This window comes from Streptomyces aurantiacus, from assembly GCF_027107535.1.
Taxonomy (GTDB): domain Bacteria; phylum Actinomycetota; class Actinomycetes; order Streptomycetales; family Streptomycetaceae; genus Streptomyces.
The window spans coordinates 986,462-1,010,013 of record NZ_CP114283.1 but is presented as its reverse complement, the minus strand read 5'-3'; the positions used below and the strand labels follow the sequence as shown (position 1 = coordinate 1,010,013).

Genomic DNA, 23,552 nt, shown 5'->3' with positions numbered 1-23,552 from the left:
ACTACTGGTTCGCGGGTTTGCCGTCCGATCGTCGCACCTACCGCGGAGTACGTGGTAGCCACCCCGGATTGCGAACCTTTTGTTCATGACGAAAGAGGTCCACGTCACCGGGTGACGTGGACCTCTCGCGTGCCCTACACGTTCAATGACACCGACCCGCCATGCTCGCCTCGCGGCAAGTGGTCGCTCGTAGCGACGAAGGTTGGGCCCGGGGGCTTGGATCGGGCCGGTGTCACATCAACGGTAACAAACGATCCCCGTAAGGCAATTCCCGCACCGTGGGTTCACAGAGAACCTTCACGAGGACGGGCCCGCCGGTTCACGCCGCCGGGCCCGCCGGTTCACGGGTCCGGCGCCGCCCGGGCCGCTCCGGCCCGTCCCGGCCCCGTTCACCCGCTCAGTCCCGCAGGAGGTCCGGTACGCCGTTGGCGTCCGGCTCGTCGCGGTCCGCCGAGACGACGGTGAGCTGCTGCGTCGCCCGGGTCAGCGCCACGTACAGCACACGCAGCCCGGCCGGCGACTCGTCGGCGATCTCCGCCGGGGAGACGACCACCGTGGCGTCGTACTCCAGGCCCTTCGCCTCCAGGCTGCCGAGCGCCACCACGCGGTCCCCGAGTCCGGCGAGCCACCGGGCGGCCTCGGCGCGGCGGTTCATCGCGACGACGACACCGACCGTGCCGTCGACCTGGTCGAGCAGATGGGCGGCCTCCTCCCGCACGGTCTTGGCCAGGGACTCCCGCACCACGGCGCCTTGTCCATGGTCCGTTGCCACAAAGCGCGGCCGTACGCCCGTGGAGCGGACCGCGGACGGGGACGCGGAGCCGGGCATCGCGAGGGCCAGGACCTTCGCGGCGAGTTCGGCGATCTCGGCGGGGTTGCGGTAGTTGACGGTGAGCGTGAAGCGGCGGCGCGGGCGGGAGCCGAGAGCCTCGTCACGGGCCGCGGCGGCCTCGTCCGGGTCCGACCACGACGACTGGGCGGGGTCGCCGACCACCGTCCAGGTCGCGTGCCGGCCCCGGCGGCCGACCATGCGCCACTGCATGGGCGTGAGGTCCTGCGCCTCGTCGACGATCACGTGCGCGTACTCCGTGCGCTCCTGGGCCAGCCGCTCGGCCCGCTCGCGCTGTGTCTCCTCACGCTGGGGCATGAGCTCCTCGAGGCCCGTCAGATGGTCGAGCGGGTCGAGGTCGCGCTTCCTGCGGGGGCGGGCCGGGGTGCCGACGATCGCCTCCAGTTCGTCGAGCATGGCCACGTCGTGCACGGAGAGCCCTTCCCGCTTGAGGGAGCGGGCCACCCGCCGCACCTCGCCGGGGTTGAGGATCCGCCGCGCCCAGCGCCCGAGGCGTCTCTCGTCGGCCATGGCCGCCAGCACGGCGCGCGGCGTCAGCTCGGGCCACCAGGCGTCGAGGAACGCGATGAAGGCGTCCTCGGAGCTGACGTCCTCGTCGAACGACGAGCGCAGTTCGGCGGCCAGCTCGGGGTCGGTGTGCCGGGTGCCGGCGCCGGAGCGCGACCACAGGGCGTCGAGGAGCAGCTTGCGGGCGCGCGGGCGCAGCAGGTTCACCGGCGCGGTTCCGGAGAGCGCGCTCTGCCGGATGCGGTCCAGCTCGGGCGCCTCCAGCTCCAGCCGGCGCCCGAAGGCGACGACGCGCAGGCGGGTGGTCGTGACCGCGGGGGCCTGTGTGCCGGGCTCGTCGCCGTCCTCGGCCTCGTCTCCGAACGCGAGCTGCCCGGCCTGCGCGGCACCGGCGGACCGGCCGGGTGCGCCCGGCGTCTCCAATGCCCCCCGTGCCGCCTTCCGCAGCACGCTCAGCATCCGGTGGGACCCCTTGGCGCGGGCCACCGCCGGTGCGTCGTACAGCGTGGCCTCGGCGCCGTCGACCAGGGAGCCGACCGCGCGGATGGCGACCTGGCCCTCCTCGCCGAGGGACGGCAGGACGCCCTCGGTGTACGCCACCAGCAGCGGCGTGGGCGAGACGATCAGGATGCCGCCCGCGTACCGCCTGCGGTCCTGGTAGAGCAGGTAGGCGGCCCGGTGCAGGGCGACCGCCGTCTTGCCCGTGCCGGGGCCGCCCTCCACGTACGTCACGGACGCGGCGGGCGCCCGGATGACCTGGTCCTGCTCGGCCTGGATGGACGCGACGATGTCCCGCATGGTGTGGCTGCGGGCCTGGCCGAGCGCGGCCATCAGTGCGCCGTCGCCGATCACCGCGAGTTCGTTCCCGGCGAGCGTGGCCTTCAGTTCCGGGCGCATGAGGTCGTCCTCGACACCGAGGACCTTGCGGCCCTTGGACCGGATGACCCGTCGGCGTACGACCCGGCCCGGGTCGACCGGCGTGGAGCGGTAGAACGGCGCGGCCGCCGGGGCCCGCCAGTCGATGACCAGCGGCGCGTAGTCCGCGTCGAGGACGCCGATACGGCCGATGTGGAGTGTCTCGGCGATCTCGGCGGTGTTGTCGGCGTGTACGGCGCCCTCGGCGGGCTCGACCGCGGTGTACGCGCCGTCGGGCCCCTTCTTGCCGTCCTTGCCGAGGAGGAGGTCGATCCGTCCGAAGAGGAAGTCCTCGAACTCGTTGTTCAGGCGGTTGAGGTGGATCCCCGCCCGGAACACCTGCGCGTCACGCTCCGCGAGTGCTCCGGGTGTACCGACCTGGCCGCGCTGGGCGGCGTCGTTCATCAGGAACTCCGCCTCGTGGATCTTTTCCTCAAGGCGCTGGTACACCCGGTCCAGGTGTTCCTGTTCGACGCCGATCTCCCGGTCGCGCACGGAATCGCCTACCGGATCGAGCGCCATTTCCTGCTGAACCTGAGCGGCCACCGGGCCCCCTTCTGACGTGCATGGCAGCCGTCAACCGTACGCGAAGGGGAGCCCGTGAGGCTACGTTTCCGCTCTTGAACCGCTTACACGTCGACCTCGACCAGCTTCTTGCCGCCGAAGGTCGCGATCTCCCAGTGGTCGATGTCCGCCGGGTTCATCGCCACGCCACCGTGTACGTAGAGCGGGTTCTTCGCCTGCTCGGTGGTGGCGTTCTTGATGCCGTAGCCCCACTTCGGGACCGCCCAGGTGGTCGCCGTCTCCCGCTCGCCGTTCTTGCCGACGGCGATGAGGGAGCACTTCTCGGGGCCCTTGACGTTCTTGAGCTCCAGGACCGCGTGGGTGCCCCAGGCCTTGCTCTCCACGCCGACCGTGGCGCTGACCTTGGTGCTCGGGTCCGTGGACTCGACCTTGTCGGTCATGTGCGTGAACGCGTCCTTGGCCGGGCTGGAGGAGAGCGTCTGCGGCTGCTTCGAGTCGGAGTCCCCGCCGGTGACCGCGATCGCGGCGATCGGAGCGCCGATGATCAGCGAGGCCGCGAGCCCGAAGAAGGCACGCCGGCTCCTCTTGGCGCGGACGCGGCGCTCGACGACTTCGCCGACCAGCCGGTCCGAGAGCCCTGTGCTCGGGCGGACGCCCAGTGACTCACCGATGGCCGGTGTGCCCCGGGTGCCCGGAAGATCCGCGAGGGCGGCGAGCATCGGCTCCATGCCCGCGAGTTCGTCGAGCTGCTGCGCGCACCATTCGCACGTCGCGAGGTGCGCCTCGAACTGGGTCGCTTCGGCGTCGTCGAGGATGCCCAGCGCGTAGGCACCCACTGTTTCGTGCAGATCGCCCTGCCCCTGCGAACTTTGCATGGATCCAGGACTACCCGTTCCGTATCCCCCGTATGTGCTCATGCTGTCACCCCCCGCTCCTCCAGTGCGAGCTTCATCGAACGCAGGGCATAGAACACCCGTGATCGCACCGTGCCGCTGGGTATTCCCAGGGTCTCGGCGGCCTCATTCACGGTACGCCCCTTGAAGTACGTCTCGACCAGTACCTCCCGGTGGGCGGGGGTCAGGTCTTCGAGCGCGTCAGAGAGTGTCATCAGCCACAACGCCTTGTCGATCTCGTCCTCCGCGGGAATGACCTCCAGCGGCGACGGGTCCACCTCCTGCGGCCGGGCCTGCCGGCTGCGGTGCCCGTCGATGACGATGCGCCGAGCGACCGTCACAAGCCAGGGGCGCACCGAACCGGTCGCTCTGTTGAGTTGACCGGCGTTCTTCCAGGCACGGATGAGCGTCTCCTGTACGACGTCCTCCGCCCGCTGCCGGTCCCCGGCAACCAGCCGCAGCACATAGGCGAGCAAAGGGCCGGCGTGTTCCCGGTACAGGGCACGCATCAGCTCCTCGTCAGGCTCCGAGGGCTGGGACATGCGATGTCGGGCCCTCGGCGATCGTTCATCGGCCACGGCGGAATCCTTGCGCACGCCTACCTCCGGTGTCCGGGGGATCCCCCAGTCGGTCGCTCATCCCGGGATACGGGTGCAGGCGCGGCTGTGTTCAAAGTGACGGAATATCTTTGTGAGGAGAGTGTGGGGAACTTGGGGGCGTCTCCTTCACGAAGAGACTCTAAGCCCGCGCGAGGGCTGCTCTGCGCCGGTGCCTGGCCACCCGTTCGCGGTTTCCGCACACCTCACTGGAGCACCACCTGCGACGACGCCCTCTGGACGTATCCAGGTACACCAGAGGGCAGTTGTCTCCCTCACACTGCCGGATGCTCGCGCGAGCGGCCGGGTCCGTGAGGAGCTCCACTGTGTCACGGGCGACCGCCGCGAGGAGTGCGCCGCAGGTGGGAGGCGCTGCCAGGGCTCGGACGAGCGAGCCGCCGGTGCCCCACACCGCCAGCGGCACGGGCGGTGCGGCGAGGGAGAGTTCGTTGACACGGGTCAACGCTACCCCGAAGGACCGGGAGTCCCGGGAGGGCTCTTCGCGCACCAACTGTCCGATATGCCCCCGCAGTTCACGGAAGCTCACGAGCCACGAGGAATCGGCCGAGGTGAGGGGTGTGCCCGCCGGGACGAGTCCGGATCCGGCGATCCAGGCCCGCAACGGCCCGGCCGAATCGAGCCGCTCCTCGGGGTGCGTGGTCGCCAGGAGATCGAGACAGGTCCGACCGGAGTCGAACCGCAGCTCGTACGAGGCCGTGGCCGTGCCCAATGCCATGTGCCTGTCACCGCCTTGGGGTTGCCGCCCTGAGGGGCCGGTGAGGGATCGTGAAGTGGGGGTCCGCGAGAGGGCCGAAGGGGGCCCGTACTCCCTACAGTGCCTTCCCCCGCGCGCGGCGGGAAGCCCCACGCCGTCCCCGCCCCCGCCCGCGCCGTTCAGCCCCCTGCCGTGCGCCGGAGGTCCCGCCGGAGCGGCGCACCGGACGCCTCACCGGGTGCGGCCCCCGACGCTTCACCGGGACGGTGGGCCGTTCGTCCCCGGAGCGGGCTGGACGTCCGCTTATGCCCGCGCGCGTCCGGGCCATGTCGGGCGGGACGGCCCGGCGCTTGACTCGATGACATGACAGCTTTCGCACAGAGCGGCAAGGGGCGGCGTACGACCGCCGGGGGTGTGCTGGTCGCGGCCACGGTCGCCACGGGCCTGATCGCCGGGCTCTTCTTCGCGTACGCGTGCAGCGTGATGCCGGCGCTGGCCCGCAGCGACGACCGGGTCTACGTCGAGGTCATGCAGAACATCGACGACGTCATCCAGAACCCGCTGTTCCTGCTGACCTTCAGCGGCGCGCTGCTGCTGGCGGCCGTCTCCGCCTGGCAGTTGCGCGGCTCGCCGCGCCTGCGCGGGTGGGTGTTCGCGGCACTCGTCACCTATGTGCTCGCGTTCCTGGTGACCGTCGTCTTCAACATCCCGCTGAACGAGGACATCGTGGGCGCAGGGAACCCGGCCACGATGACCGATCCGGCGGCCGTGCGCGAGCGGTTCGAGGACCCGTGGGTGGCCTGGAACGTCGTACGGACCGTGCTGCACACCCTTGCGTTCGCCCTGCTGGCGCCCGCCCTGGTGCTGTACGGGCGCCGCGGCGGGAGTGGCGGTCAGACGTCGGCGTACTTGGAGTCGGCGGCCGGGTCGAGCGCCAGCCGGTAGCCGCGCTTGACGACGGTCTGGATGAGCTTGGGCGTCCCCAGTGCCGTACGCAGCCGGGCCATCGCGGTCTCCACGGCGTGCTCGTCCTTGCCGGCGCCGGGCAGGGCCCGCAGCAGCTCGGCCCGGGCCACCACCCAGCCGGGCCGCCGGGACAGCGCGCGCAGCAGCGACATCCCCGCGGGCGGTACGGGCCGCAGCGCGTCGTCCACCAGCACGGCGTGCCCGCGGATCTCCACCCGGTGGCCGGCGATCGGCAACGTCCGTGCCCTGGACGGCAGTTCCTTGCACAGCACCTGCACGAGCGGGCCGAGCCGGAAGCGCTCGGGCTGGACCGTGTCGATGCCCCGGGCCTGCAGAGGCAGGGCGGTGACCGGGCCGACGCAGGCGGGCAGCACGTCGTGGCTGAGGGCGGCGAGCAGTTCGGGCAGCAGTCCGCGGTCCTCGGCGCGGCCCAGCAGTGAGGCCGCGGCCGGGGCGCTGGTGAAGGTCAGCGCGTCCAGGCTGCGGGCGACCGTGGCGTCGAGCAGGCGGTCCATGGGGCCGATGTCCTCCGGGGGCATCCACCGGTACACGGGGACACCGACGACCTCCGCGCCCGCGGCCCGCAGCGACTCCACGAAGCCGGGCAGCGGCTCGCCGTGCAGCTGGATCGCGATCCGGCGGCCCTCGACCCCCTCGTCCAGCAGCCGGTCGAGCACCTCGGCCATGGATTCGGAGGAGGGGGACCATTCCTCGGTCAGCCCTTGGGCCCGTACCGCGCCTTTGACCTTGGGCCCACGGGCGAGCAGTTCGACACCGCGCAGCACGGCGAGGAGTTCCTCGCCGAGGCCCCATCCGTCGGCGGCCTCGATCCAGCCACGGAACCCGATCGCGGTGGTCGCGACCACGATGTCCGGTGCCTCGTCGAGGAGCTGTTTGGTCGCCGCGAGGAGTTCGCTGTCGTCGGCGAGGGGCACGATGCGCAGGGCGGGAGCGTGCAGGACGGCGGCCCCGCGCCGCTGGAGCAGGACTCCGAGTTCGTCAGCGCGGCGGGCGGCGGTCACACCGACGGTGAACCCCGCGAGTGGGCCGTGATCTTGTTGGTCCGGTCGGTCCGGTCGCTGCTCTTGTCGCTGCGGTTCCTCGTACATGGCTCTCGTCCCGCTCGAGTGGTGTTCGTGCGTGTCACCCGCTGGGTTGGGGCGTACCGCTGGAGTACCCGTGTCCGGGACTCCGGGGCGTCCTCTGCACGCCCCGCTTGCCCGCCTCATGGCGGACGACCGAGCCTGTCAATGGTGCATGACAGGCTCGGTTCCGCTTGATGTCGCTCGTGTTACGTCACACCTCGGCGTAGCTGAGCTGCGTCTTCGCCTCCGAGGCGGTCGTGGCGGGCGATCCGGCGGCCGCCGGGCGGCGAAGGTATACGGCCCAGGTGACCGCGAAGCAGACCGCGTAGAAGGCGAGGAAGGCGACGAAGGCCCCGGTGCCGGAACCGACGCTCAGGAACGACTGCCGGAAGGCCAGGTTGATACCGAGACCGCCGACCGCGCCCACGGCCCCGATGAGCCCCATCGAGGCGCCGGACAGCCGCCGCCCGTACGACGCGGCCGCTTCCCCGGTGAGCCCCATGGCGACGGCCTTGGCATGGAAGATGCCGGGGATCATCTTGAACGTGGCGCCGTTGCCGAGCCCGGTCAGTACGAACAGCACGATGAAGGCGGTGGTGAACAGCGGCAGCGACTTCTGCATGGAGGCGACCACGATGACGGCGGTCGCGGCGCCCATGGCGACGAAGTTCCACAGGGTGATGCGCGCCCCGCCGTACTTGTCGGCGAGCGAGCCACCCACGGGCCGGATCAGCGAGCCGAGGAGCGGCCCGATGAAGGTGACGTAGGCCGACTCCAGGGGCGTACGGCCGAACTGCGTCTGCAGGACGAGGCCGAAGGCGAAGCTGTACCCGATGAACGACCCGAACGTCCCGATGTAGAGGAAGGACATGATCCAGGTGTGCGGGTCCTTCACGGCCTCCTTGGCGGCGCCGGTGTCGTTCTTCACGGACGTGATGTTGTCCATGTAGAAGGCGCCGAGGACGGCGGCGACGACGATGAGCGGGATGTAGATCCCGAGCAGCAGGCGCGGACCGCCGCCGGCCCCGATGACGGCGAGCCCGACGAGCTGTACGACGGGCACCCCGATGTTGCCGCCACCGGCGTTGAGCCCGAGGGCCCAGCCCTTCTTGCGCAGCGGGAAGAAGGAGTTGATGTTCGTCATGGAGGAGGCGAAGTTCCCTCCTCCCACACCGGCGAGCATGGCGCACACGAGGAAGGTCCCGAAGGACGTTCCGGGCTCCATGACGGCAAAGGCCGCGATCGTCGGGATGAGCAGCATGCTCGCCGAGATGATGGTCCAGTTCCGGCCACCGAAGCGGGCGACCGCGAAGGTGTACGGCACCCGCACGATGGCGCCGACCAGCGTGGCCATCGAGATGAGGAAGAACTTGTCGGCGGGGGTGAGCCCGTACTCGGGCCCCATGAAGAGCACCATGACCGACCAGAGGGTCCAGATCGAGAACCCGATGTGCTCGGAAAGGACCGAGAAGAAGAGGTTGCGCCGGGCGACCTTCTCCCCCGTCTCCTTCCAGAACGTCTCGTCCTCCGGGTCCCACTGCTCGATCCAGCGGCCCCCCTTGCGCGGTGTGATGCTGCTGCTCGGGGCTGTCATCTTCACGCCTCCACGATTTCTACGGGTGGTATGCCCGAAGGTAGGGATGGCGCGTTTCCGGCCTGTGCCTGTGGGTGACCGCGGGGGAACGTTGCTCTCACCCCGGGCCGGGAGGCGTGGTGAGGGTTCTCCCCGCCGAGCCCCACGAGGCACACCGCACGGCGTTCCCGCGCTTCCTGTCGGCGGCACGTCCGCCGGTTCAGCTCTGGGAAGGGTAAGCCGGCGGCTGCCCGCCGTACGGGCCCGGGGCCGGGGCGGGGCCCGGGGCTGAGCCTGGATTCGAGGCTGAGCCTGGATTCAGGGCTGAGTCCGGATTCGGGGTTGGGGGCGCGTACGGGCCGGGAGCATGCGGAGTGCCGTCGTGGGGTGCGGCGGCCGCCGGGAAGCCGCCGTAGGGCCCGGGGGCGGGCGGACTGCTGTAGGGGCCTGGGGCGCTGTATGGACCTGGGGCGCTGTACGAGCCCGTGCCGCTGTACGAGCCCGTGCCGCGGTACGGACCTGGGGTGCCGTGGGCCGCCGGGGGGCCGTAGGCAGCGGGAGAGCCGTAAGCCGCCGCAGGGCTGGGTGCCGCCGGAGGGCCGTATGCACCTGGAGCGCCGAGGGTGCCCGGGGTGCCCGGCGGAGGGTAGGGGCCCGGCGCGCCACCGGAGGCATGTCCCTGGCCGGAGAAGGAACGACTCTGCTCGGGCCCGAAGGGATTGCCGTGCCCGGGCACATGCCCGCCCGGCGGGAGATAGCGAACCCTGCCCGTCTCGTCCGTGACAGCCACGAACCCGGCGGCCTGCAGCCGCACCGCGAACTTGGCGTGCCGCCGACGCGTGACGAGGACACCTATACCGAGCAGCCCCAGGAGCAGCACCCACAACATGCCCGAGACGGCGAACGCGATGGTGTCCCCGCCCGTCCGAACGGCAAGAATCAGGCACGCGACGGTGACGCCGACAGCCGCGTACCCGATCCGCTTCTCGCCGTTCTTGCCCGTCAGGTCGAAGTTCATCCGCGTCTTGAGCAGTGCCAGGGCATCGGGCACGAACGGAGGCAGGGGCCCACCGCTCGCGGCCTGGGGGAACTGAGCCCAGTTCTGCGCGGCCCGCTGCTGGGCGAAGGGACTCGGATCGGGAACGAGGAGCATCGTGAAGGCGCTCCCCTGCCCGCGACCTCCCTGCCGCACATCCGCGTACTCGTACCCGAACTGCTGAGCGACGAAGGCAAGCCGGGTGAGCTTCTTCAGAGAGGCCATGGAACTGCTGAACTCGATGGCTCCCCCGCCGGCCATGAGCTGGAACAACTTCTGGACGTGGCGTTTGCTCATGGCTGGGTTTCCCTATGGAGGACCGGGGATCGTTGTTCGGACGGGCAGCCTATACAGCGGCGGGACGGGGCCGGGCCTCGGCTGCGGCTTGGCCACGGCGACTGGCCCTGGGAGTCTGCGGGTGCACGTGAGGGCTCGCTAAGAGTCCGGCTGCCCGCACACAGGTGCCACGCTGCTGGCACGAGTGCCGGGTCGCAGGCCACCGCAACCGACTGCGTCACCGTCCAGGTCATCCTCGTCGACACGCCTTCACGTCCCGCGGACCTCCTCCGCCGGGAGACGGCCCCTGTATCGGACGAGTCGGAAGGGACGGCTCCCGCCCGGCTCCGAGGCAACACCTCGGACACGCGGATCTCCGGCGCACCACACCTGGCCAATCCGGACGTCGACGTAGCGCTTGAACGGCGTGGCCGTCACCACCAGGCCATTGATCCGCAGGACGGCCTGCGCTCTGCCCTCCCGGCCCGGCGGCTGTTGCTCGAAGCCTCTGAGGGGCCACCCATGTGAACTGACCGGCACGACTTCGCACTCCACGAGTCGCCAGGAGTGAATGCTGAGCGTGTTGTAGGCCTTGCGGGCTGAGACGGCGGCCCAGATGTTCAGCGGGAGAAGAACCGGCACGCCTGTGCACATGACCATGCCCCACAGCGGTACGAGGTCCTTGTCTCCGGAAAGCGGGGGGATCAGGATGAGCGACGGCCACACCACCAGGATGAGTGTCGCCTGCCGAAGCAGACGTCGGCGCATCGCACGGTGAGTGGGCGGGTGCTTGATGGCGGGCTGCGAGGCCCGGGGCAGTGGTGGTGGGGTCACGGCCGTCGGCGCTCTTCGTGCTCGAATGCGGACACGAGCGGATCGTCGAAGCTGACCAGGTTCGCGATGCGCCGGAGGATCCCCCGGTAGTACTCGCGGTGGGCCACGGCCGTTGTGCTGAGGGTGAGCAGCGCCAGGTCCGCACCGTCCGGGTGCGGAAGGTGAGCGTGATGCTGAAGCAGTGGCTCCTGCGGGAGACCCGATTCGCCGGATGCGGTACGCACCGTCTCGCTGAACGTGGCGGGGCCGCAGGGGAGTTCGGCGTACTCGATATGGGTGTGGCCCTCGGCCGACGCCACTGCCCGGGCGGCTGTGACTCCACGCGGTGCCCGAGCGGTGCCCACCCAGGTGATGGTGAACAGGGACATCAGCGCGCCTCCGTCGCCGTCGCCTGTGTCATCGCGGTGCAGGCCCAGGGAACAGTGGACGGTGCCTTCCGAACGCAGGGTGTGAAACATCCGCTGCACGGTGGCCAGTTGGGCGATGAATCGCTGGCGGGTCACCTCGTCCGGAGCGGAAGCCAGGAACGGTGCCAATGCCTCGCGAGACCTTTCCGCCTCACGAGAATCGGGCGGCGCAAGGAGAGCTTCGAGGGGAAGGTCCGTGAATCCTGGCGGGGTGGCGAACCAGATGCCCTCTCCCGGTGCGTTGACGCTGGGATCGAGAAGAAGGCGCGGTGGGGGTGTCGTCGTCATGACTCGTGTCTGCTCGTCGCTATGCGTGGGGCTGCGGAGCGTTGTCCAGGTACCGGGCCCCGGCACGCTGGGCGCGCTCGATGTCAGCAGCATCGGCGCCCCAGGTCTGGGGCACACAACGGCTGTCGAAGACGGGACGTTGATAGAGGACGTGGAGGCGCTTCGGCGCCTTGCCTCCTCGATCCGGTGCGGCGATCACGCCGAGGAAACGGGGGTCTCCGGCGAACCAGAGGGGCTCGATCTGCGCCCTTCGCTCGGGCTTGGTGCGGGGACCGTCCATTCGCTTCAGCCACCAGTACGACCGCTGATTCTTGATGAACACCAACGGAATCTTCTCATCCGGGTCCGCCGGATCACGGAACTCGAACCAGATCCCATCATCTCGGGATCCAGGATACTTACCGAGGCCGCTGGGTACGCCTTCGAGAGTTTGCCAGGGATATTCACGCAGGATGCTCCGCATGCGGAGGGCCCAGGGAAAGTAGGTGAGTTGATTGAAGAACCGGTAGAACCCGTAAATGAAATAGGGCATGAAAATCCACACGGCCCAGTTCGGCGTGTAGGTCGAGATGCCAAGCAGCGCGACCCAACTCCCTGACCAGCCGATGAGGCCAACGACGTTCATCGCCATGTGTCTCATCCAGGCATTGCGAGATGGCTGATGATCCCAGGCCCTGGGCTGGTTAGTAAGGTGCATGCGAAGTCGCCTTCTCCGGTCTAGAATTGTTAACGCTGTCAGCGCGGCGCTCATTGGAAAACTCGACGAACCAGATCAACGGTTTCAGCAGCATCGATCGGCCCCAGGAACATGCCATCCACTGTGGTACCGACGTTCGCCGCCGTATCACTCTGTAGCGTGTCGACCATGCTCGCCGACAGACCGTAGGTCGCCGTGGCAAGACCAGCCCAAGGCGCGGCCGTCTCAGCAGCCCCCACCGCCGTAGTCAGCCGAGGCGCTTTGCTCACCACCCATTCCGTCAATGGATTCCTCAAGTCAGTGAGCGCCTTGGCAGTCTCCATGGTTTTACTCCCCGCGGCGACTATTCTCTGCCCCGCGGTGAGCACCTCGCCCGCCGCTCCGACTCCTCGGAAAGCGGCTGGCGCCCCCTTCAGTGCCGCTCCCACTCCCGGCAGCATCCCCAGCCCATCGGCTGCCAAGCCGATCCCGTTGCTCCAGAAATCCGCGTCGAACTCGCCCTTGCTCACGCCGTCCCACAAGGAGGCACGTACTTCCGGATCAGACAACCGTGCCGCAAACGCTCCCGCACTCAACGTCGCCGCCACCAGGAGCAACACCGCAGCCGCAGTCCCACCCGAGAGTACGAACAGCGCAACGATGCCGAGCACGGCCGCCGTCCAGCTGAGGATGTCCGGCAGGTTCTCGGCGATCCAGTCAACAGCGCTGTCGAACAACCCCGGCTCATGCGGCGCCAGCTTCTTCGTCGCATCGCGGATCTTGCCCGCGCGGTATTGAGCCTGGTTCTCATGCTCCTCGGCGAGTTTTCGAGCCCGGCCCAAAATCTTCTCGAGGTCTGCTTCCGCCTCGTCGACGGCCGTGTTCGCCTGGGTCAGAGCCTTCTCCGCGTCCTCGTGCGCGGTGCCCTTCTTCTTGTTCAGGGCCGGGTCGTCGCCCGCGGTGGTCGCCTTGCCCTTGGCGGTGTCGACCACGGCGCGCGCGTCCTTCGCCTCCTCGTCCAGACGCTTCGCGCGGCGCTGGAAGTCGTCGAGCTCGCCCTCCCAGAGGCTCAGTTGCTTGGCGGCCTTGCCGATGGAGCGCGCCGCGTTCTTCAGGTTCAGCGGCAGCGGGCCGCCATCGAGCTGCTCCCGGAAGGCGACGGCCGCGTCGCCCTTCCAGTAGCTGCCGTCCATCAGCTTGGTGACCAGGTCACGCGTGTCAGCGAGGACCTTCGCGCAGTCGGCGAGCTTCTTGTGCAGGTCACTCACCGTGTCGGTGCTGCCCGGCACAGGATTGAAGCCCAGGTGTGGATAGTCGGGGTTGGGCATCCTCGGCGAGGATTTCCGCCCTTGCGGTAGCTGTGCTTCCTTGGCGCCCTGGGATTCGGCCAAGGGCGACGGTTCAAGGCCCGGTGTCACTGTCACTTCTGGCCGCCGCCTTCGGCGTTGCCGGCCTTTTTCAGCGCCTCTTCAAGGGCCTTGTCGACCTCGCGGTAACTGTCCCGGCTCTTCTCGATGATCCCGGCAAGGTCCTCGGTCTGCTTGCCGATCTCCTCCGAGCCGAACTTCCAGTCGTCCTGGAAGTCCTCGCACGCGGCGTCCAGATCATCGGTGCCCAGGCCCGTGATGGTCGCTTCGGACAGCGCTTTGCGGACGCCCTTGAGCGAGTCCGTCGATTTGTTCAGCATCTTCATGAAGCGCCCGAGCTCGTCGCCGTCGACCGCTAACCGCTCCGCCACGCCCCGTTACCTCTCCCCGTCAGCCGACCGTTCCTTGAAGCGGAATCACGCTATCCGTTCTTCAGGGCACTCGGCCAACCGCCCCTGCGGGAGGGGCGGTCGGCCGCCGGCTGACTCCACCGCCGCACTCAGCGGTTGACGGCTTGGATCTCCTGCACGATCACGTCCTGGTCGGCCCCGAACTCACCGTCAGGCAACGGCTGGTCCGCGTCGACGCCGGTGCCGGTCCAGTGGATCTTCCAGGTGACTGTCGCCTGGAGCTTGTACGAGTTGTCGCCCGACGAACGCAGGTACCTCACACCGCACGGCGGGGTCTCACCGGCCTTGCCCTTCGCGTACGGCTCACCGATGCGACCGTTGTTGATCTCGCACTCGCCGGAAGCGGGGTAGGTCTCCGCGTTGTCCGTGCCCGGCTCGATCTTGAGCGAGACCGGCTCGGCGGTGGTGGTCGCCTCTATGCCGATCGCGGGGATGGACGCCGTGACCGAGACGGGCTTGAACTCGGCTCCGTCCAGCCAGGCCCAAGTCGGCAGGTTCACCTTGGTCGTGCCTTCGGGCGCCAGAGTCACCTCGGTGCCGGGCACCCGGATCTCCGCGTACGCGAGCTGGGCAAGCATCTCCGGGGTGATGGCGTTCTCGATCTCGGGGGGCGGGGCATCGCCCGTGTTCACCCAGAACGGGGGCTCCTTGCACCCGTCCCAGCCGGGCGGGTACGAGTCGTTGACGTACGAGTCCCAGAAATAGCCCTTGCCGGTCTTGTCCTTGTTGAAGTCCTTGTACGGATCACCCTTGACGTACGTCTCGCGCTGTTCCGCATCCCACTCGTAGCCCGTCGACTCCGCCGCCCAGATCGGCTCCAGGTACTTCTCCAGCTGTTCCGGGGTGTACTTCGGGGCGTACCAGCAGGCAGGCGGGGTCCAGGCGGTGGCGGGCCTCACGGCTCCGACCGAATCTCCGCTGCCGTTCTTGGAGCGGTCGTAGACGATGCGGCCGACGCCGGAGGTGAGCTTGTCGCCGTCGACGCCACCCGATGGGCCGTTGCCGGCTCCACTGCCAATCGGCCCAGCCCCCGGAGGGGTTCGCTTCGCGCTGGCGGCGGGGGCCACCACGATGCAAATCGAGCTCGTCACGATCACGGCTACGGCGAGGCGAGGGATCCGGCTCATGGCTGGCACCTGTCAGCCCCTTCGGTGGAGACGATCTTCACGAGCTCCCACACCCCTTTACTGTTCTTCTCCACCTGAACGCCATAGGCGACGTAGCTGTCCTTGGTCACCTTTGTCCCTTTGCGTTCGCCCGTCTTGATGACCTTGCTGAAGCCCTTGCTCTCGTCCGCGCAGTAGCTGAGGGAGGCGGCGTTCTTGGAGTTCACCGTGACCTGGCGATCGAAGTAGCGCACAGCTCCGGTGATCGTCCAGCCCGCATCCGTGAACGCTTTGACCCACTCCTCCGCGGCCACCGCACCCTCGCCCTCCGTGTAGAACTCCAAGGCGGGCAGACGCGGGTTCTGAGCAACGATGGCGGCGTCGAGCGCACGGATGAATTCCGCGTTGTCCTTCAGGACCGCGTTCTTGACGGCGTCCTCGGACTCTTCAGGGCTGAACGAGTGCGTCACGTCCGACGGCAACTCGATCTTCGGCCGGCCAGCCGCCGCCGAAGCAGGCGCGCTCGGCGAAGCCGACTTCTCCTTGCCGGTGTCGGCGCCCGCGATCTTGTCGTTGGCCTTGTCCTTGGAACTGTCGTCGCTGCCGCAGGCGGACAGCGACAGGGCCGCGGCGGCCGTCAGCGCGATCGCTGCGAGCAGAGTGGGGCGGCGGTTCACGGACGGCTCCCGGTGGGGCGAGGGGGACATGAGCGCAGCCACGCTACCGAGGGTGCAGGGACCACACCAGAGCGAATTACGCCGACGTGATCAACAAATGGGCACCCAAGACCTCATACCGGTACAACACGCCACCGAGAGAGCCGTCACAAGTGGCGGGCCAAGTACCCGACTTGGCCCGCGCAAACGAAACACACGGCTCCGCATCCGACCGTTCGGCCGCGTTCGCGGGCTGCCGTCAGGCTCCGCCGTACCGCCGCCAAGCTCTCCCCTGCTGCCGTCGGCCGCTGCCGTTCTGCCGCCGACGGCGTTCCGCCCTTCCTACTTCGCCTTCGCCCGGGACCTGGACCGGGAACGGGGGCGGTCTCCTGCCCCGGCGCCCGCGTCGAGCCCGGCGCCGTGCCCGGAGCCGGAGTGCGAACCGGCACGGGACGCCTTCTTCGATCCCGTCGGCCACAGCTGCGGCTTGCGCTTGGCCGCCAGGTCCTCCGCCCAGCCGAAGCAGAGGACGCAGGCACCGATCAGGAGCCAGGTGAGGACGAGGACGGGCCAGGGGCTCTCCAGCAGCCAGGAGAAGTTCCGCCACATCACGTCGATGTCCCACAAACGGTCCCACTGCGTCGCCGCGATGAGGATGCACGTGTTGTGCCAGAGGTAGATCGTCACCGCACGCGAGTTGAGCAGGGTGATCGGCTTGTCCCAGCGGCGCAGCCTGCGTGGCCATTCCGACCAGGACGGGCTGAAGTGCAGCAGGAGCAGCACGGTTCCGCAGGACCAGAGGGCCTGGGCCAGCGGGATGCTGTCGAGGTCGTGGCCCTCGGAGAAGTTCTGGTTCGTGGCGTACCACAGACCCAGCAGGGCGACGGCCGGGGCCACCGAGGGGATCACGTAGCGCGGGAGGCGCTGGAGGATGCCCTCCTGGTGGGCCATGCCGAGGATCCAGCAGGCTCCGAACGTGCTGAAGTCCGTGAGCGCGGACGGAATCCGCTCGCCCGGAAGCGACAGGTACTCCAGCTGGAACGCCGCCGACAGGAGGATCGGCGCCGCGATCGTCGCCAGGGGCAGCGCGCGCAGCGCCCGGAGCAGGAAGGGCGACAGCAGCACGTACCAGAGGTAGGCGCGGACGTACCAGAGCGGGCCCGCGAGTTCCTCGGCCCAGCCGTCGCCGATGAAGCCGTGGACCCCGGACAGGCCCTCGGCGAACGGCGGATCGCTGACGGGGATGATCCAGAACGTGAGGTGGAGCAGCCACCAGCCCGGGTGGCCGTCCGCGTCCGGTCCCCAGCCCTGAAGGACCATGCCGGTGACGCCGATCGCGCCGAGGAGCCAGATCGGGGGCACCAGGCGGCGGATGCGGCTCCGGATGACCTGGGGTGCCGGACGCTTCAGGGAGCGTGCCATCAGGTTGCCGGCCAGCGCGAACATCACGCCCATGGACGGGAACACCAGGGGCAGCCAGGCCCAGCCGGTGAGGTGGTAGAGGACGACCCGGAAGAGGGCGACCGCTCGGAGGAGGTCGAAGTAGCGGTCGCGGACGGGGCCGCGCTTGGCGGTCGCCGCAACTCCTTCGGCCGCCGAGGTCCCTTCTCCCGGCGTCGCCGCTTCTTCCGTCGGCGCTCCGGTTCCCGCTGCCACGCCCGCTGTCGGGGCGTCCGCGGCCGGCTCCGGCCACACCGTGGTCGCGGTCGGCGCCGCGGTGCCGGCCGGACCTCCCGCGAAGCCCGGTGCCGCCGCGGGACCGGGGAAGCTCCCGCGGTACACGTCATGCGCGTCCCGTGCGTCGTTCGGGCCGCCGTACGAGTCGTGCATCGAGTGGTCCTGTCCGGCTCCGGTCCATGTACCCGCGTCCGGGCCCGTACCGGTACCGGCGCTTTCAGCCGCACCCGTACCTGTACCTGTAGCTGAGTTGCGGGGTGCGCCCATGTCCTGCCATGGGTTCTGGGGAGGCGGGATGCTCATCCGACCGGCCTCCGGTCCATCTCCTGCTGCTGCGGTACTCCGCCCGCGGCTCCGGGAAGGCCCACCGCGCCCGTGCGCCGGAGTTTCTGCCAGCGCAGCCGGCCGCCGGTCAGCGCCGTGATCCAGGACTGGAGCAGCACGACGTACATCAGCTGGCGGTACAGGATCTGCTGGAGCGGGAGCGAGAGCAGGTGCGTCATGCGTTCCTTGTCGAGGCGGAACGCGTACGCCGCGCACACCGCCTGGACCGCCAGGACGCCGAACCACGCGAGGATCGTCTGCTCGGTGGGGCCGAACACCAGCCCGTAGAGCAGGAACACGTCGATCAGGGGGGCGAGGAGCGGGGCCACGATCATGAACAGGGACACCAGGGGCATGCCGACCCGGCCGAAGCGGCCCGACGGACCGCGTTCGATGACCGCCCTGCGGTGCTTCCAGATCGCCTGCATCGTGCCGTACGACCAGCGGTAGCGCTGGGACCACAGCTGCTGGACGGACTCGGGGGCCTCGGTCCACGCGCGGGCGTTCTCCGCGTACACGACCCGCCAGCCGTCGCGGTGCATCGCGATGGTGATGTCCGTGTCCTCGGCGAGCGTGTCGTCACTCATGCCGCCCACGCGCTTGAGCGCGGAACGCCGGAACGCGCCGACCGCGCCCGGGATGGTCGGCATGCAGTTGAGCATGTCGTACATCCGGCGGTCGAGGTTGAAGCCCATCACGTACTCGATGTGCTGCCAGGCGCCGATGAGCGAGTCGCGGTTGCCGACCTTCGCGTTGCCCGCGACCGCGCCGACGCTCGGGTCGCCGAAGGGCTGGACCAGTTCACGGACGGTGGCGGGCTCGAAGACGGTGTCGCCGTCCATCATCACGATGAGGTCGTGACGGGCGTTCGCCACACCCCGGTTGAGGGCGGCGGGCTTGCCCGCGTTGAGCTGGCGCACGACGCGCACGTTCGGCAGGTGCAGGTTCTCCACGATGCGCGCGGTGCCGTCGCTCGATCCGTCGTCGATGACGATCACCTCGATGGGGTGATCGCTCGCCACCAGCGAGTGGACCGTCTGCTCGATGCACTTCGCCTCGTTGTAGGCGGGCACGAGGACCGACACCGGTTCGGTGATCGGCCTGCCCCAGCTGAAGCCGCGGCGGCGGACCTTGCGGGCGTGCAGGACGGAGAGCAGCAGCATCAGCCCGAAACGGGCGATGACGAGGGCGCCGATGATGGCGAGGCCGACGACCAGGACGGACGTCGTGTTCTCGGAGGCCTGGACCGCCAGGACCCACGCCCTGCCCTTCCAGAGGTCGAGGCCGCTGACCTCGGTGTGGGCGCTGGGCACCTTCAGGGTCGCGGTGAGCGTGTCGAAGCGGTAGCCGTCGTCCTGGAGCCCGGCGATGAACCGGTCGAGCGCGGCCACGGTCTGCGAGCGGTCGCCGCCGGAGTCGTGCATGAGCACGACGGCGCCCTTGCCGCCCTTGGGCGTGGCGTTGCTGATGATCTTTTCGACGCCCGGCCTGCGCCAGTCCTCGCTGTCGGTGTTGTTGACGATCGTGATGTAGCCGCGGCTGCCGATGTACTGGGTCACCGGCCACGTCTTGTTGTCCATCACAGCGGCGAACGACGAGTACGGCGGCCGGAAGAGAGAGGTCCGGATGCCGGCCGCGCCCGCCAGTGCGAGCTGGTTCTGGGACAGCTCCCAGTCCACACGGCTCTTCGACTGGAGTGAGAGGTCGGGGTGGTTGAAGGTGTGCAGGCCGACCTCGTGGCCCTCGTCGACCATGCGCTGGACGAGGTCCGGGTGGCGCGAGGCCATGGTGCCGGTGATGAAGAAGACGGCGTGTGCGTCGTGCCGCTTGAGCACGGCGAGCACCTTGGGCGTCCACTCGGGATCCGGGCCGTCGTCGAAGGTCAGGACCAGCCTGCGGTCCGGGATGTCCACGCTGTCCTCGCGGCCGGCCCGGGTGTCGATCACCGGGCCGCCCTCCAGGATCTCCTTGGGGACCCGGTCGGACGCGGCGGGCGACTGCACGCGGTGGTCGGCGAGGATCTCGCTGTGTACGAAGCCACGCAGCATCAGCATCGCCATCAGGGCGACGAGGATGAGCGAGGGCAGCAGGTAGCGCATGGGGAGGCGCCGGCGCCGGGGGGCGCCCCGCTCTGCGCCACGGCGGTTGGTGCGGGGTGCCATCAGAGAACGTTCTCCGGGGACGACGAGGACGAGGGAGCGGTGGTCGGCTCCGGCGTGACAGGGACGGGCTCGGGTGTGAGCGGTTCGCCGGCGACCGTGTCGGTGTCGCCCGCGGCCGGAGGATCCGAGGGACCCTCCGAGACGCCGGTGTCGGTCGGCTCCGGATCGGGTGACGTGGTGACCGGGTTCGACGGGGCGGACCTGGTCGGCTCCGGGTCGGGGTTCGGCTTGGTGTTGCTGGTCGAGGGCTTGGGGGCGGTGCTCTTCCCCGAGGCCGAGGCGCTTGCCGACGGGTCCGCCGACGTGCCCGCACCCGGTGACCTGGTCGTCAGGTCGTCCGCCGAGGGGGTCGTGCCCGGCGAGGGGCTGACCGAGCCGGACGGTTCCGCGGGCTCGGCGATCAGGGGCGGGGTGTCGACCTTGCCTGCCGGCGAGTCGTCCTGCTTGCCCAACTCGGGGAGCCAGGGCGCGGCGGAGTTGCCCGACAGGAGCGTGGCGAGGATGACCATCGCGTAGACCGCGCAGGCCATGCCGACGGCCATGCCGATCCTGCGGTACCGGCGGCTGCGGCGGCCCGTCTCGTCGACGAACACCGGGCCGTCAGAGGCCTCCTGGGTGCTGGGGTCCTTCGCCTGCTGGACGAGCCAGTCCTCCAGCTGCCGTCCCACACCGTCGAGCTGGACCGTGACCTCGTGCGGGTCATGGGTGTGCTCGGGGTGCTCGGACTCCTGCCAGGAGTCCTGTCCGGCGTCGGAGTCGGAGTCGAACGGGGCTTCGACGGCACCTCCGGAGGTGCCGTAGCTCAGCACGTCGCCGTTCGGACGATCGGCGTCCGGCTCGTCGTGTCTCTGCCGCGGCACCGACGCGGCCGCCTCCCGGCGGAACCATCCGTCGGACGCGCCCGCACCACCTGACGCGCCGGACACACCGAAGGCGCCGGCTTCACCGGAACCGCTTCGGAAGGGCCGATCAGGCTCGTTTCGGACCGACTGGCCGATCTCGCCACGGGCCGACCGGTCGTCGCCGCTCTGCCCCGGCTGACCGGAATCATTCCGATCCGGTTGAGCGTCTTCTCGCCAACTTTTCACGCGCACGCACATCCCCCCACGGGACTCGTTCTGGGGTGCGCGTGAGGCCCGGACACCCGCACGTCGTCGTTCGAACCGGACCCCCATCCGGTCGAACGCCCCCTTTATCACACTGCACCCGGGCCACGAATGTATCGCACGTAAGCATCAGTGAGGGTTCTGTGTCAGCTCCGGCTCATCATGATGAGTGCATCTGTGGCCGGAATCCACCCCTCAGAAGGGCACTTCAGCCACCCTTCCTCCGCCGCGAGCCGCGCCGCCGCAGTGCGCAGCGCTTCCACTCCGCGATGCACCAACCCCTTCCGCCACACCAGAGATACGGGCGACAGGGGCACAGGATCGACAAGTGGCCGAAGTGTCGCGGCGGGCATGGCCGGAAATCCCACCACGGCCAGAACGGGGTTCCTCGTCTTGGCCATGATTCTTCGGAACTCCTCGGCGCCGACGGCGAGCGGCGCGGGCGGCGCGACCTCGATCCCCCGCCCCTCGAACAGCTGACGGGCCAGGTCGGTCCATTCCAGCGTCCGGGGGTTTCCCGCTCCCGCGTACACCCGCTCGCCCGCCAGGGCATCGAGCGGCACGGCGTCCAGCGCGGCCAGGTGGTGGTCCTCGGGGAGGAGGACGGCCATCGGCTCGTACCGTACGGGCTGCTGTTCCAGGCGGGCGCGGACGGCCGGGTCGAGGCCCGCGAACCGCCCGAAGGACGCGTCGAGCCGGCCGGCCAGCAGTTCGGCGGCGGCTCCCGTGAGGCCGCTCTCGAAGCGGGTCATCAGTTCGCAGTCGGGGGCCAGTTCACGGGCCAGGGCCAGGACCCGTTCGGCGACCAGGCCCGGGCTGTTCACGTCCACGAGCAGGGGGCGCTCGGCGTCCGCCCGCCCGAATGCGGCGAGCAGCTCGTCCTGTGCCTCCAGGGCCCGGCGGGCGTACGGCAGCAGCCGCTCGCCGTCGGGGGTGAGCGTCACCTGGCGGGTGGTGCGGACGAAGAGGTCGGCGCCCAGTTCCCGTTCCAGGCGCCTTACGTCCCGACTGAGGGCCTGCTGGGCGACGTACAGCCGGGTGGCCGCGCGGGTGAAGTGCAGGTCCTCGGCGACGGCGAGGAAGGCGCGCAGCAGTCGGGGGTCGAGGTGGGCGGACATCGGGTGAACCTACAACGCGGATGCGTGAATCGGTACGGAGAAGGTGTTGGACCGCCGGCGGCGGGCCGGGTGAACGTTGCCGGATGCCGCCACAGCCCTCTCAGCCTCGCCCTCACGGGCCTCAACCGCCCCCTCAGTCGCACGCTCACGAGCCTCAACAGCACCTCCGGCCGCACCCCGAGGAGCCGGGTCCGCCGCGGCCCGGAGAGCCGTCCCGGCGCAACCCCTACCGCCGGCTCTTCGACATACCCGGCACGCGTGCGTTCACGATCGGGAATCTGATCGCCCGGCTCCCCATGGGCATGTTCACCGTGAGTGCCGTGATCATGATCGCGGGGACGCGGGACTCGTACGCGCTCGCGGGCGCCGTCACCGCCACCGGCCTGGCAGCGACGGCGGTCGTGGCGCCCTGGACGGCGCGCCTGGTCGACCGCCACGGCCAGGCACGGATCGCCGTCCCCGCGACGGCGGTCGCGGCGCTCGGCTCGATCGCGCTGCTGCTCTGCGTCCGTCACGGGGCGCCCGACTGGACGCTGTTCGCCGCGTACGCCGCCACGGCGACCACGCCCAACACCGGGGGCATGTCCCGGGCACGCTGGGCCCACCTGCTCAAGGGCGATCCGGTGCGACTGCACACAGCGAACTCCTTCGAACAGGCCGCAGACGAGCTGTGCTTCATGCTCGGGCCGGTGCTGGCGGCGCTCCTGTGCGGGGCGCTCTTCCCGGAGGCGGGCACCCTCGTCGCGGTCGTCCTCCTGCTGACCGGCGTCCTGGTGTTCGCCGCCCAGCGCTCGACGGAACCACCCGCCCGGGGCCGGACCGGCGCCGGTGTCCCGTCGCCGGTCCGTGCGCCCGGAATCCCTCCGCTGCTGGTCGGATTCCTCGCCACGGGCGCGGTGTTCGGGTCGATGGAGGTGGTGACGATCGCGTTCGCGGACGCACAGGGGCATCGCTCGGCGGCCGGGGTGATCCTCGCGCTCCAGGCGGCCGGCTCCTGCGCGGCGGGGCTCCTCTACGGGGCACTGAAGCCGGCCGGGTCCGTGGGACGGAGGCACCTGCTGAGCGTCGCCGCGATGGTCCCGCTCACGTGCCTGCCCCTCCTGGCCGCCTCGCTGGGCGGCGGCCTCGTGGCCCTCGGCCTCTCGCTGCTGCTCGCCGGGATGGCCACGGCGCCGACGATGGTCACGGCGATGACCCTGCTCCAGCACCGCACGCCCGAGGGCCGGCTGAACGAGGGCATGACGCTGGCGGTGACCGGACTGCTGGGCGGGATCGCCTGCGGTTCCGCGCTGAGCGGGTGGGTGGTCGAGCACGGCTCGGCCACCGCGGGTTACGGAGTCCCGGTCACCGCCGCCGTGACGGCCCTGCTGATCGCCCTCGCGACGAGGCGACCGGCGCCCCGGTGAGCCGGCGGCGGCGACCCGGCCCCGCCTCCGGCCCGTCGAACGCCTCGCCCCAATTCCCGCGCACCCCATTGACTCGCC

The 23,552-nt window shown here is 69.8% G+C and carries 19 protein-coding genes; 2 read left to right on the top strand and 17 right to left on the bottom strand.

Features of this window, described 5'->3' with window-relative positions; translation table 11 throughout:
• Nucleotides 1-397: 397 nt before the first annotated feature.
• The 4 genes from O1Q96_RS06195 to O1Q96_RS06180 all read right to left on the bottom strand — a co-directional run bounded on the left by O1Q96_RS06195 (nt 398) and on the right by O1Q96_RS06180 (nt 5,022).
• Complete coding sequence (locus tag O1Q96_RS06195) at nt 398-2,818, bottom strand: HelD family protein (RefSeq protein WP_269247203.1); 2,421 nt, start codon at nt 2,816-2,818, stop codon at nt 398-400.
• Nucleotides 2,819-2,901: 83 nt separating this feature from the next.
• A complete protein-coding gene (locus O1Q96_RS06190; RefSeq protein ID WP_269247202.1) occupies nt 2,902-3,672 on the bottom strand; it encodes an anti-sigma factor family protein in 771 nt (256 codons plus the stop codon).
• Between the two features lie 38 nt (nt 3,673-3,710).
• A complete protein-coding gene (locus O1Q96_RS06185) occupies nt 3,711-4,232 on the bottom strand; it encodes a sigma-70 family RNA polymerase sigma factor (RefSeq protein WP_221357382.1) in 522 nt (173 codons plus the stop codon).
• Between the two features lie 196 nt (nt 4,233-4,428).
• The gene (locus O1Q96_RS06180) at nt 4,429-5,022 is read right to left on the bottom strand and encodes a CGNR zinc finger domain-containing protein (protein ID WP_269247201.1); all 594 of its coding nucleotides are present in this window, start codon (nt 5,020-5,022) and stop codon (nt 4,429-4,431) included.
• Between the two features lie 342 nt (nt 5,023-5,364).
• On the opposite strand from O1Q96_RS06180, the gene O1Q96_RS06175 reads away from it, so the two are divergent.
• On the top strand, nt 5,365-5,946 hold the full coding sequence (locus O1Q96_RS06175; RefSeq protein ID WP_269247200.1) for an anthrone oxygenase family protein: 582 nt from the start codon (nt 5,365-5,367) through the stop codon (nt 5,944-5,946).
• Here O1Q96_RS06175 and O1Q96_RS06170 read toward each other — a convergent pair.
• The 13 genes from O1Q96_RS06170 to O1Q96_RS06110 all read right to left on the bottom strand — a co-directional run bounded on the left by O1Q96_RS06170 (nt 5,895) and on the right by O1Q96_RS06110 (nt 22,068).
• Nucleotides 5,895-7,076: a uroporphyrinogen-III synthase gene (locus O1Q96_RS06170; protein WP_269247199.1), complete on the bottom strand. Its 1,182-nt coding sequence runs from the start codon at nt 7,074-7,076 to the stop codon at nt 5,895-5,897. The genes O1Q96_RS06175 and O1Q96_RS06170 overlap by 52 nt on opposite strands.
• A 187-nt stretch (nt 7,077-7,263) precedes the next feature.
• The gene (locus tag O1Q96_RS06165; protein ID WP_269247198.1) at nt 7,264-8,646 is read right to left on the bottom strand and encodes a nitrate/nitrite transporter; all 1,383 of its coding nucleotides are present in this window, start codon (nt 8,644-8,646) and stop codon (nt 7,264-7,266) included.
• Between the two features lie 199 nt (nt 8,647-8,845).
• On the bottom strand, nt 8,846-9,958 hold the full coding sequence (locus tag O1Q96_RS06160) for a hypothetical protein (protein WP_269247197.1): 1,113 nt from the start codon (nt 9,956-9,958) through the stop codon (nt 8,846-8,848).
• An 809-nt stretch (nt 9,959-10,767) separates the two neighbouring features.
• Entirely contained in the window at nt 10,768-11,274 is a 507-nt protein-coding gene (locus tag O1Q96_RS06155) for a hypothetical protein (protein WP_269247196.1), read from the bottom strand.
• 211 nt (nt 11,275-11,485) lie between these two features.
• Nucleotides 11,486-12,097, bottom strand: coding sequence for a hypothetical protein (locus tag O1Q96_RS06150; RefSeq protein WP_269247195.1), 612 nt, complete (start codon nt 12,095-12,097; stop codon nt 11,486-11,488).
• A 116-nt stretch (nt 12,098-12,213) separates the two neighbouring features.
• The gene (locus O1Q96_RS06145; RefSeq protein WP_269247194.1) at nt 12,214-13,470 is read right to left on the bottom strand and encodes a coiled-coil domain-containing protein; all 1,257 of its coding nucleotides are present in this window, start codon (nt 13,468-13,470) and stop codon (nt 12,214-12,216) included.
• Between the two features lie 92 nt (nt 13,471-13,562).
• Complete coding sequence (locus tag O1Q96_RS06140) at nt 13,563-13,880, bottom strand: hypothetical protein (RefSeq protein WP_269247193.1); 318 nt, start codon at nt 13,878-13,880, stop codon at nt 13,563-13,565.
• 128 nt (nt 13,881-14,008) lie between these two features.
• Nucleotides 14,009-15,046, bottom strand: coding sequence for a hypothetical protein (locus tag O1Q96_RS06135; protein WP_419586430.1), 1,038 nt, complete (start codon nt 15,044-15,046; stop codon nt 14,009-14,011).
• The gene (locus tag O1Q96_RS06130) at nt 15,043-15,702 is read right to left on the bottom strand and encodes a hypothetical protein (protein ID WP_269247191.1); all 660 of its coding nucleotides are present in this window, start codon (nt 15,700-15,702) and stop codon (nt 15,043-15,045) included. Before O1Q96_RS06130 ends, O1Q96_RS06135 begins: the two co-directional genes overlap by 4 nt.
• A gap of 321 nt (nt 15,703-16,023) precedes the next feature.
• The gene (locus O1Q96_RS06125) at nt 16,024-17,511 is read right to left on the bottom strand and encodes an acyltransferase family protein (protein ID WP_269247190.1); all 1,488 of its coding nucleotides are present in this window, start codon (nt 17,509-17,511) and stop codon (nt 16,024-16,026) included.
• 146 nt (nt 17,512-17,657) lie between these two features.
• Entirely contained in the window at nt 17,658-19,844 is a 2,187-nt protein-coding gene (locus O1Q96_RS06120) for a bifunctional polysaccharide deacetylase/glycosyltransferase family 2 protein (RefSeq protein WP_269247189.1), read from the bottom strand.
• On the bottom strand, nt 19,844-20,704 hold the full coding sequence (locus O1Q96_RS06115; RefSeq protein ID WP_269247188.1) for a hypothetical protein: 861 nt from the start codon (nt 20,702-20,704) through the stop codon (nt 19,844-19,846). The genes O1Q96_RS06120 and O1Q96_RS06115 overlap by 1 nt, the downstream gene beginning before the upstream one ends.
• 392 nt (nt 20,705-21,096) lie before the next feature.
• On the bottom strand, nt 21,097-22,068 hold the full coding sequence (locus tag O1Q96_RS06110) for a LysR family transcriptional regulator (RefSeq protein WP_269247187.1): 972 nt from the start codon (nt 22,066-22,068) through the stop codon (nt 21,097-21,099).
• Nucleotides 22,069-22,151: 83 nt separating this feature from the next.
• On the opposite strand from O1Q96_RS06110, the gene O1Q96_RS06105 reads away from it, so the two are divergent.
• Nucleotides 22,152-23,474, top strand: coding sequence for an MFS transporter (locus O1Q96_RS06105; protein WP_419586429.1), 1,323 nt, complete (start codon nt 22,152-22,154; stop codon nt 23,472-23,474).
• Nucleotides 23,475-23,552: the final 78 nt, after the last annotated feature.

Coding starts and splice junctions, on each gene's coding strand:
- O1Q96_RS06190 (WP_269247202.1), bottom strand. CDS start 3,672: ATGCAAAGTTCGCAGGGGCAGGGCGATCTGCACGAAACAGTGGGTGCC.
- O1Q96_RS06185 (WP_221357382.1), bottom strand. CDS start 4,232: ATGTCCCAGCCCTCGGAGCCTGACGAGGAGCTGATGCGTGCCCTGTAC.
- O1Q96_RS06180 (WP_269247201.1), bottom strand. CDS start 5,022: ATGGCATTGGGCACGGCCACGGCCTCGTACGAGCTGCGGTTCGACTCC.
- O1Q96_RS06175 (WP_269247200.1), top strand. CDS start 5,365: ATGACAGCTTTCGCACAGAGCGGCAAGGGGCGGCGTACGACCGCCGGG.
- O1Q96_RS06170 (WP_269247199.1), bottom strand. CDS start 7,076: ATGTACGAGGAACCGCAGCGACAAGAGCAGCGACCGGACCGACCGGAC.
- O1Q96_RS06165 (WP_269247198.1), bottom strand. CDS start 8,646: ATGACAGCCCCGAGCAGCAGCATCACACCGCGCAAGGGGGGCCGCTGG.
- O1Q96_RS06160 (WP_269247197.1), bottom strand. CDS start 9,958: ATGAGCAAACGCCACGTCCAGAAGTTGTTCCAGCTCATGGCCGGCGGG.
- O1Q96_RS06150 (WP_269247195.1), bottom strand. CDS start 12,097: ATGGCGATGAACGTCGTTGGCCTCATCGGCTGGTCAGGGAGTTGGGTC.
- O1Q96_RS06145 (WP_269247194.1), bottom strand. CDS start 13,470: ATGCCCAACCCCGACTATCCACACCTGGGCTTCAATCCTGTGCCGGGC.
- O1Q96_RS06135 (WP_419586430.1), bottom strand. CDS start 15,046: ATGAGCCGGATCCCTCGCCTCGCCGTAGCCGTGATCGTGACGAGCTCG.
- O1Q96_RS06125 (WP_269247190.1), bottom strand. CDS start 17,511: ATGCACGACTCGTACGGCGGCCCGAACGACGCACGGGACGCGCATGAC.
- O1Q96_RS06120 (WP_269247189.1), bottom strand. CDS start 19,844: ATGGCACCCCGCACCAACCGCCGTGGCGCAGAGCGGGGCGCCCCCCGG.
- O1Q96_RS06110 (WP_269247187.1), bottom strand. CDS start 22,068: ATGTCCGCCCACCTCGACCCCCGACTGCTGCGCGCCTTCCTCGCCGTC.
- O1Q96_RS06105 (WP_419586429.1), top strand. CDS start 22,152: ATGCCGCCACAGCCCTCTCAGCCTCGCCCTCACGGGCCTCAACCGCCC.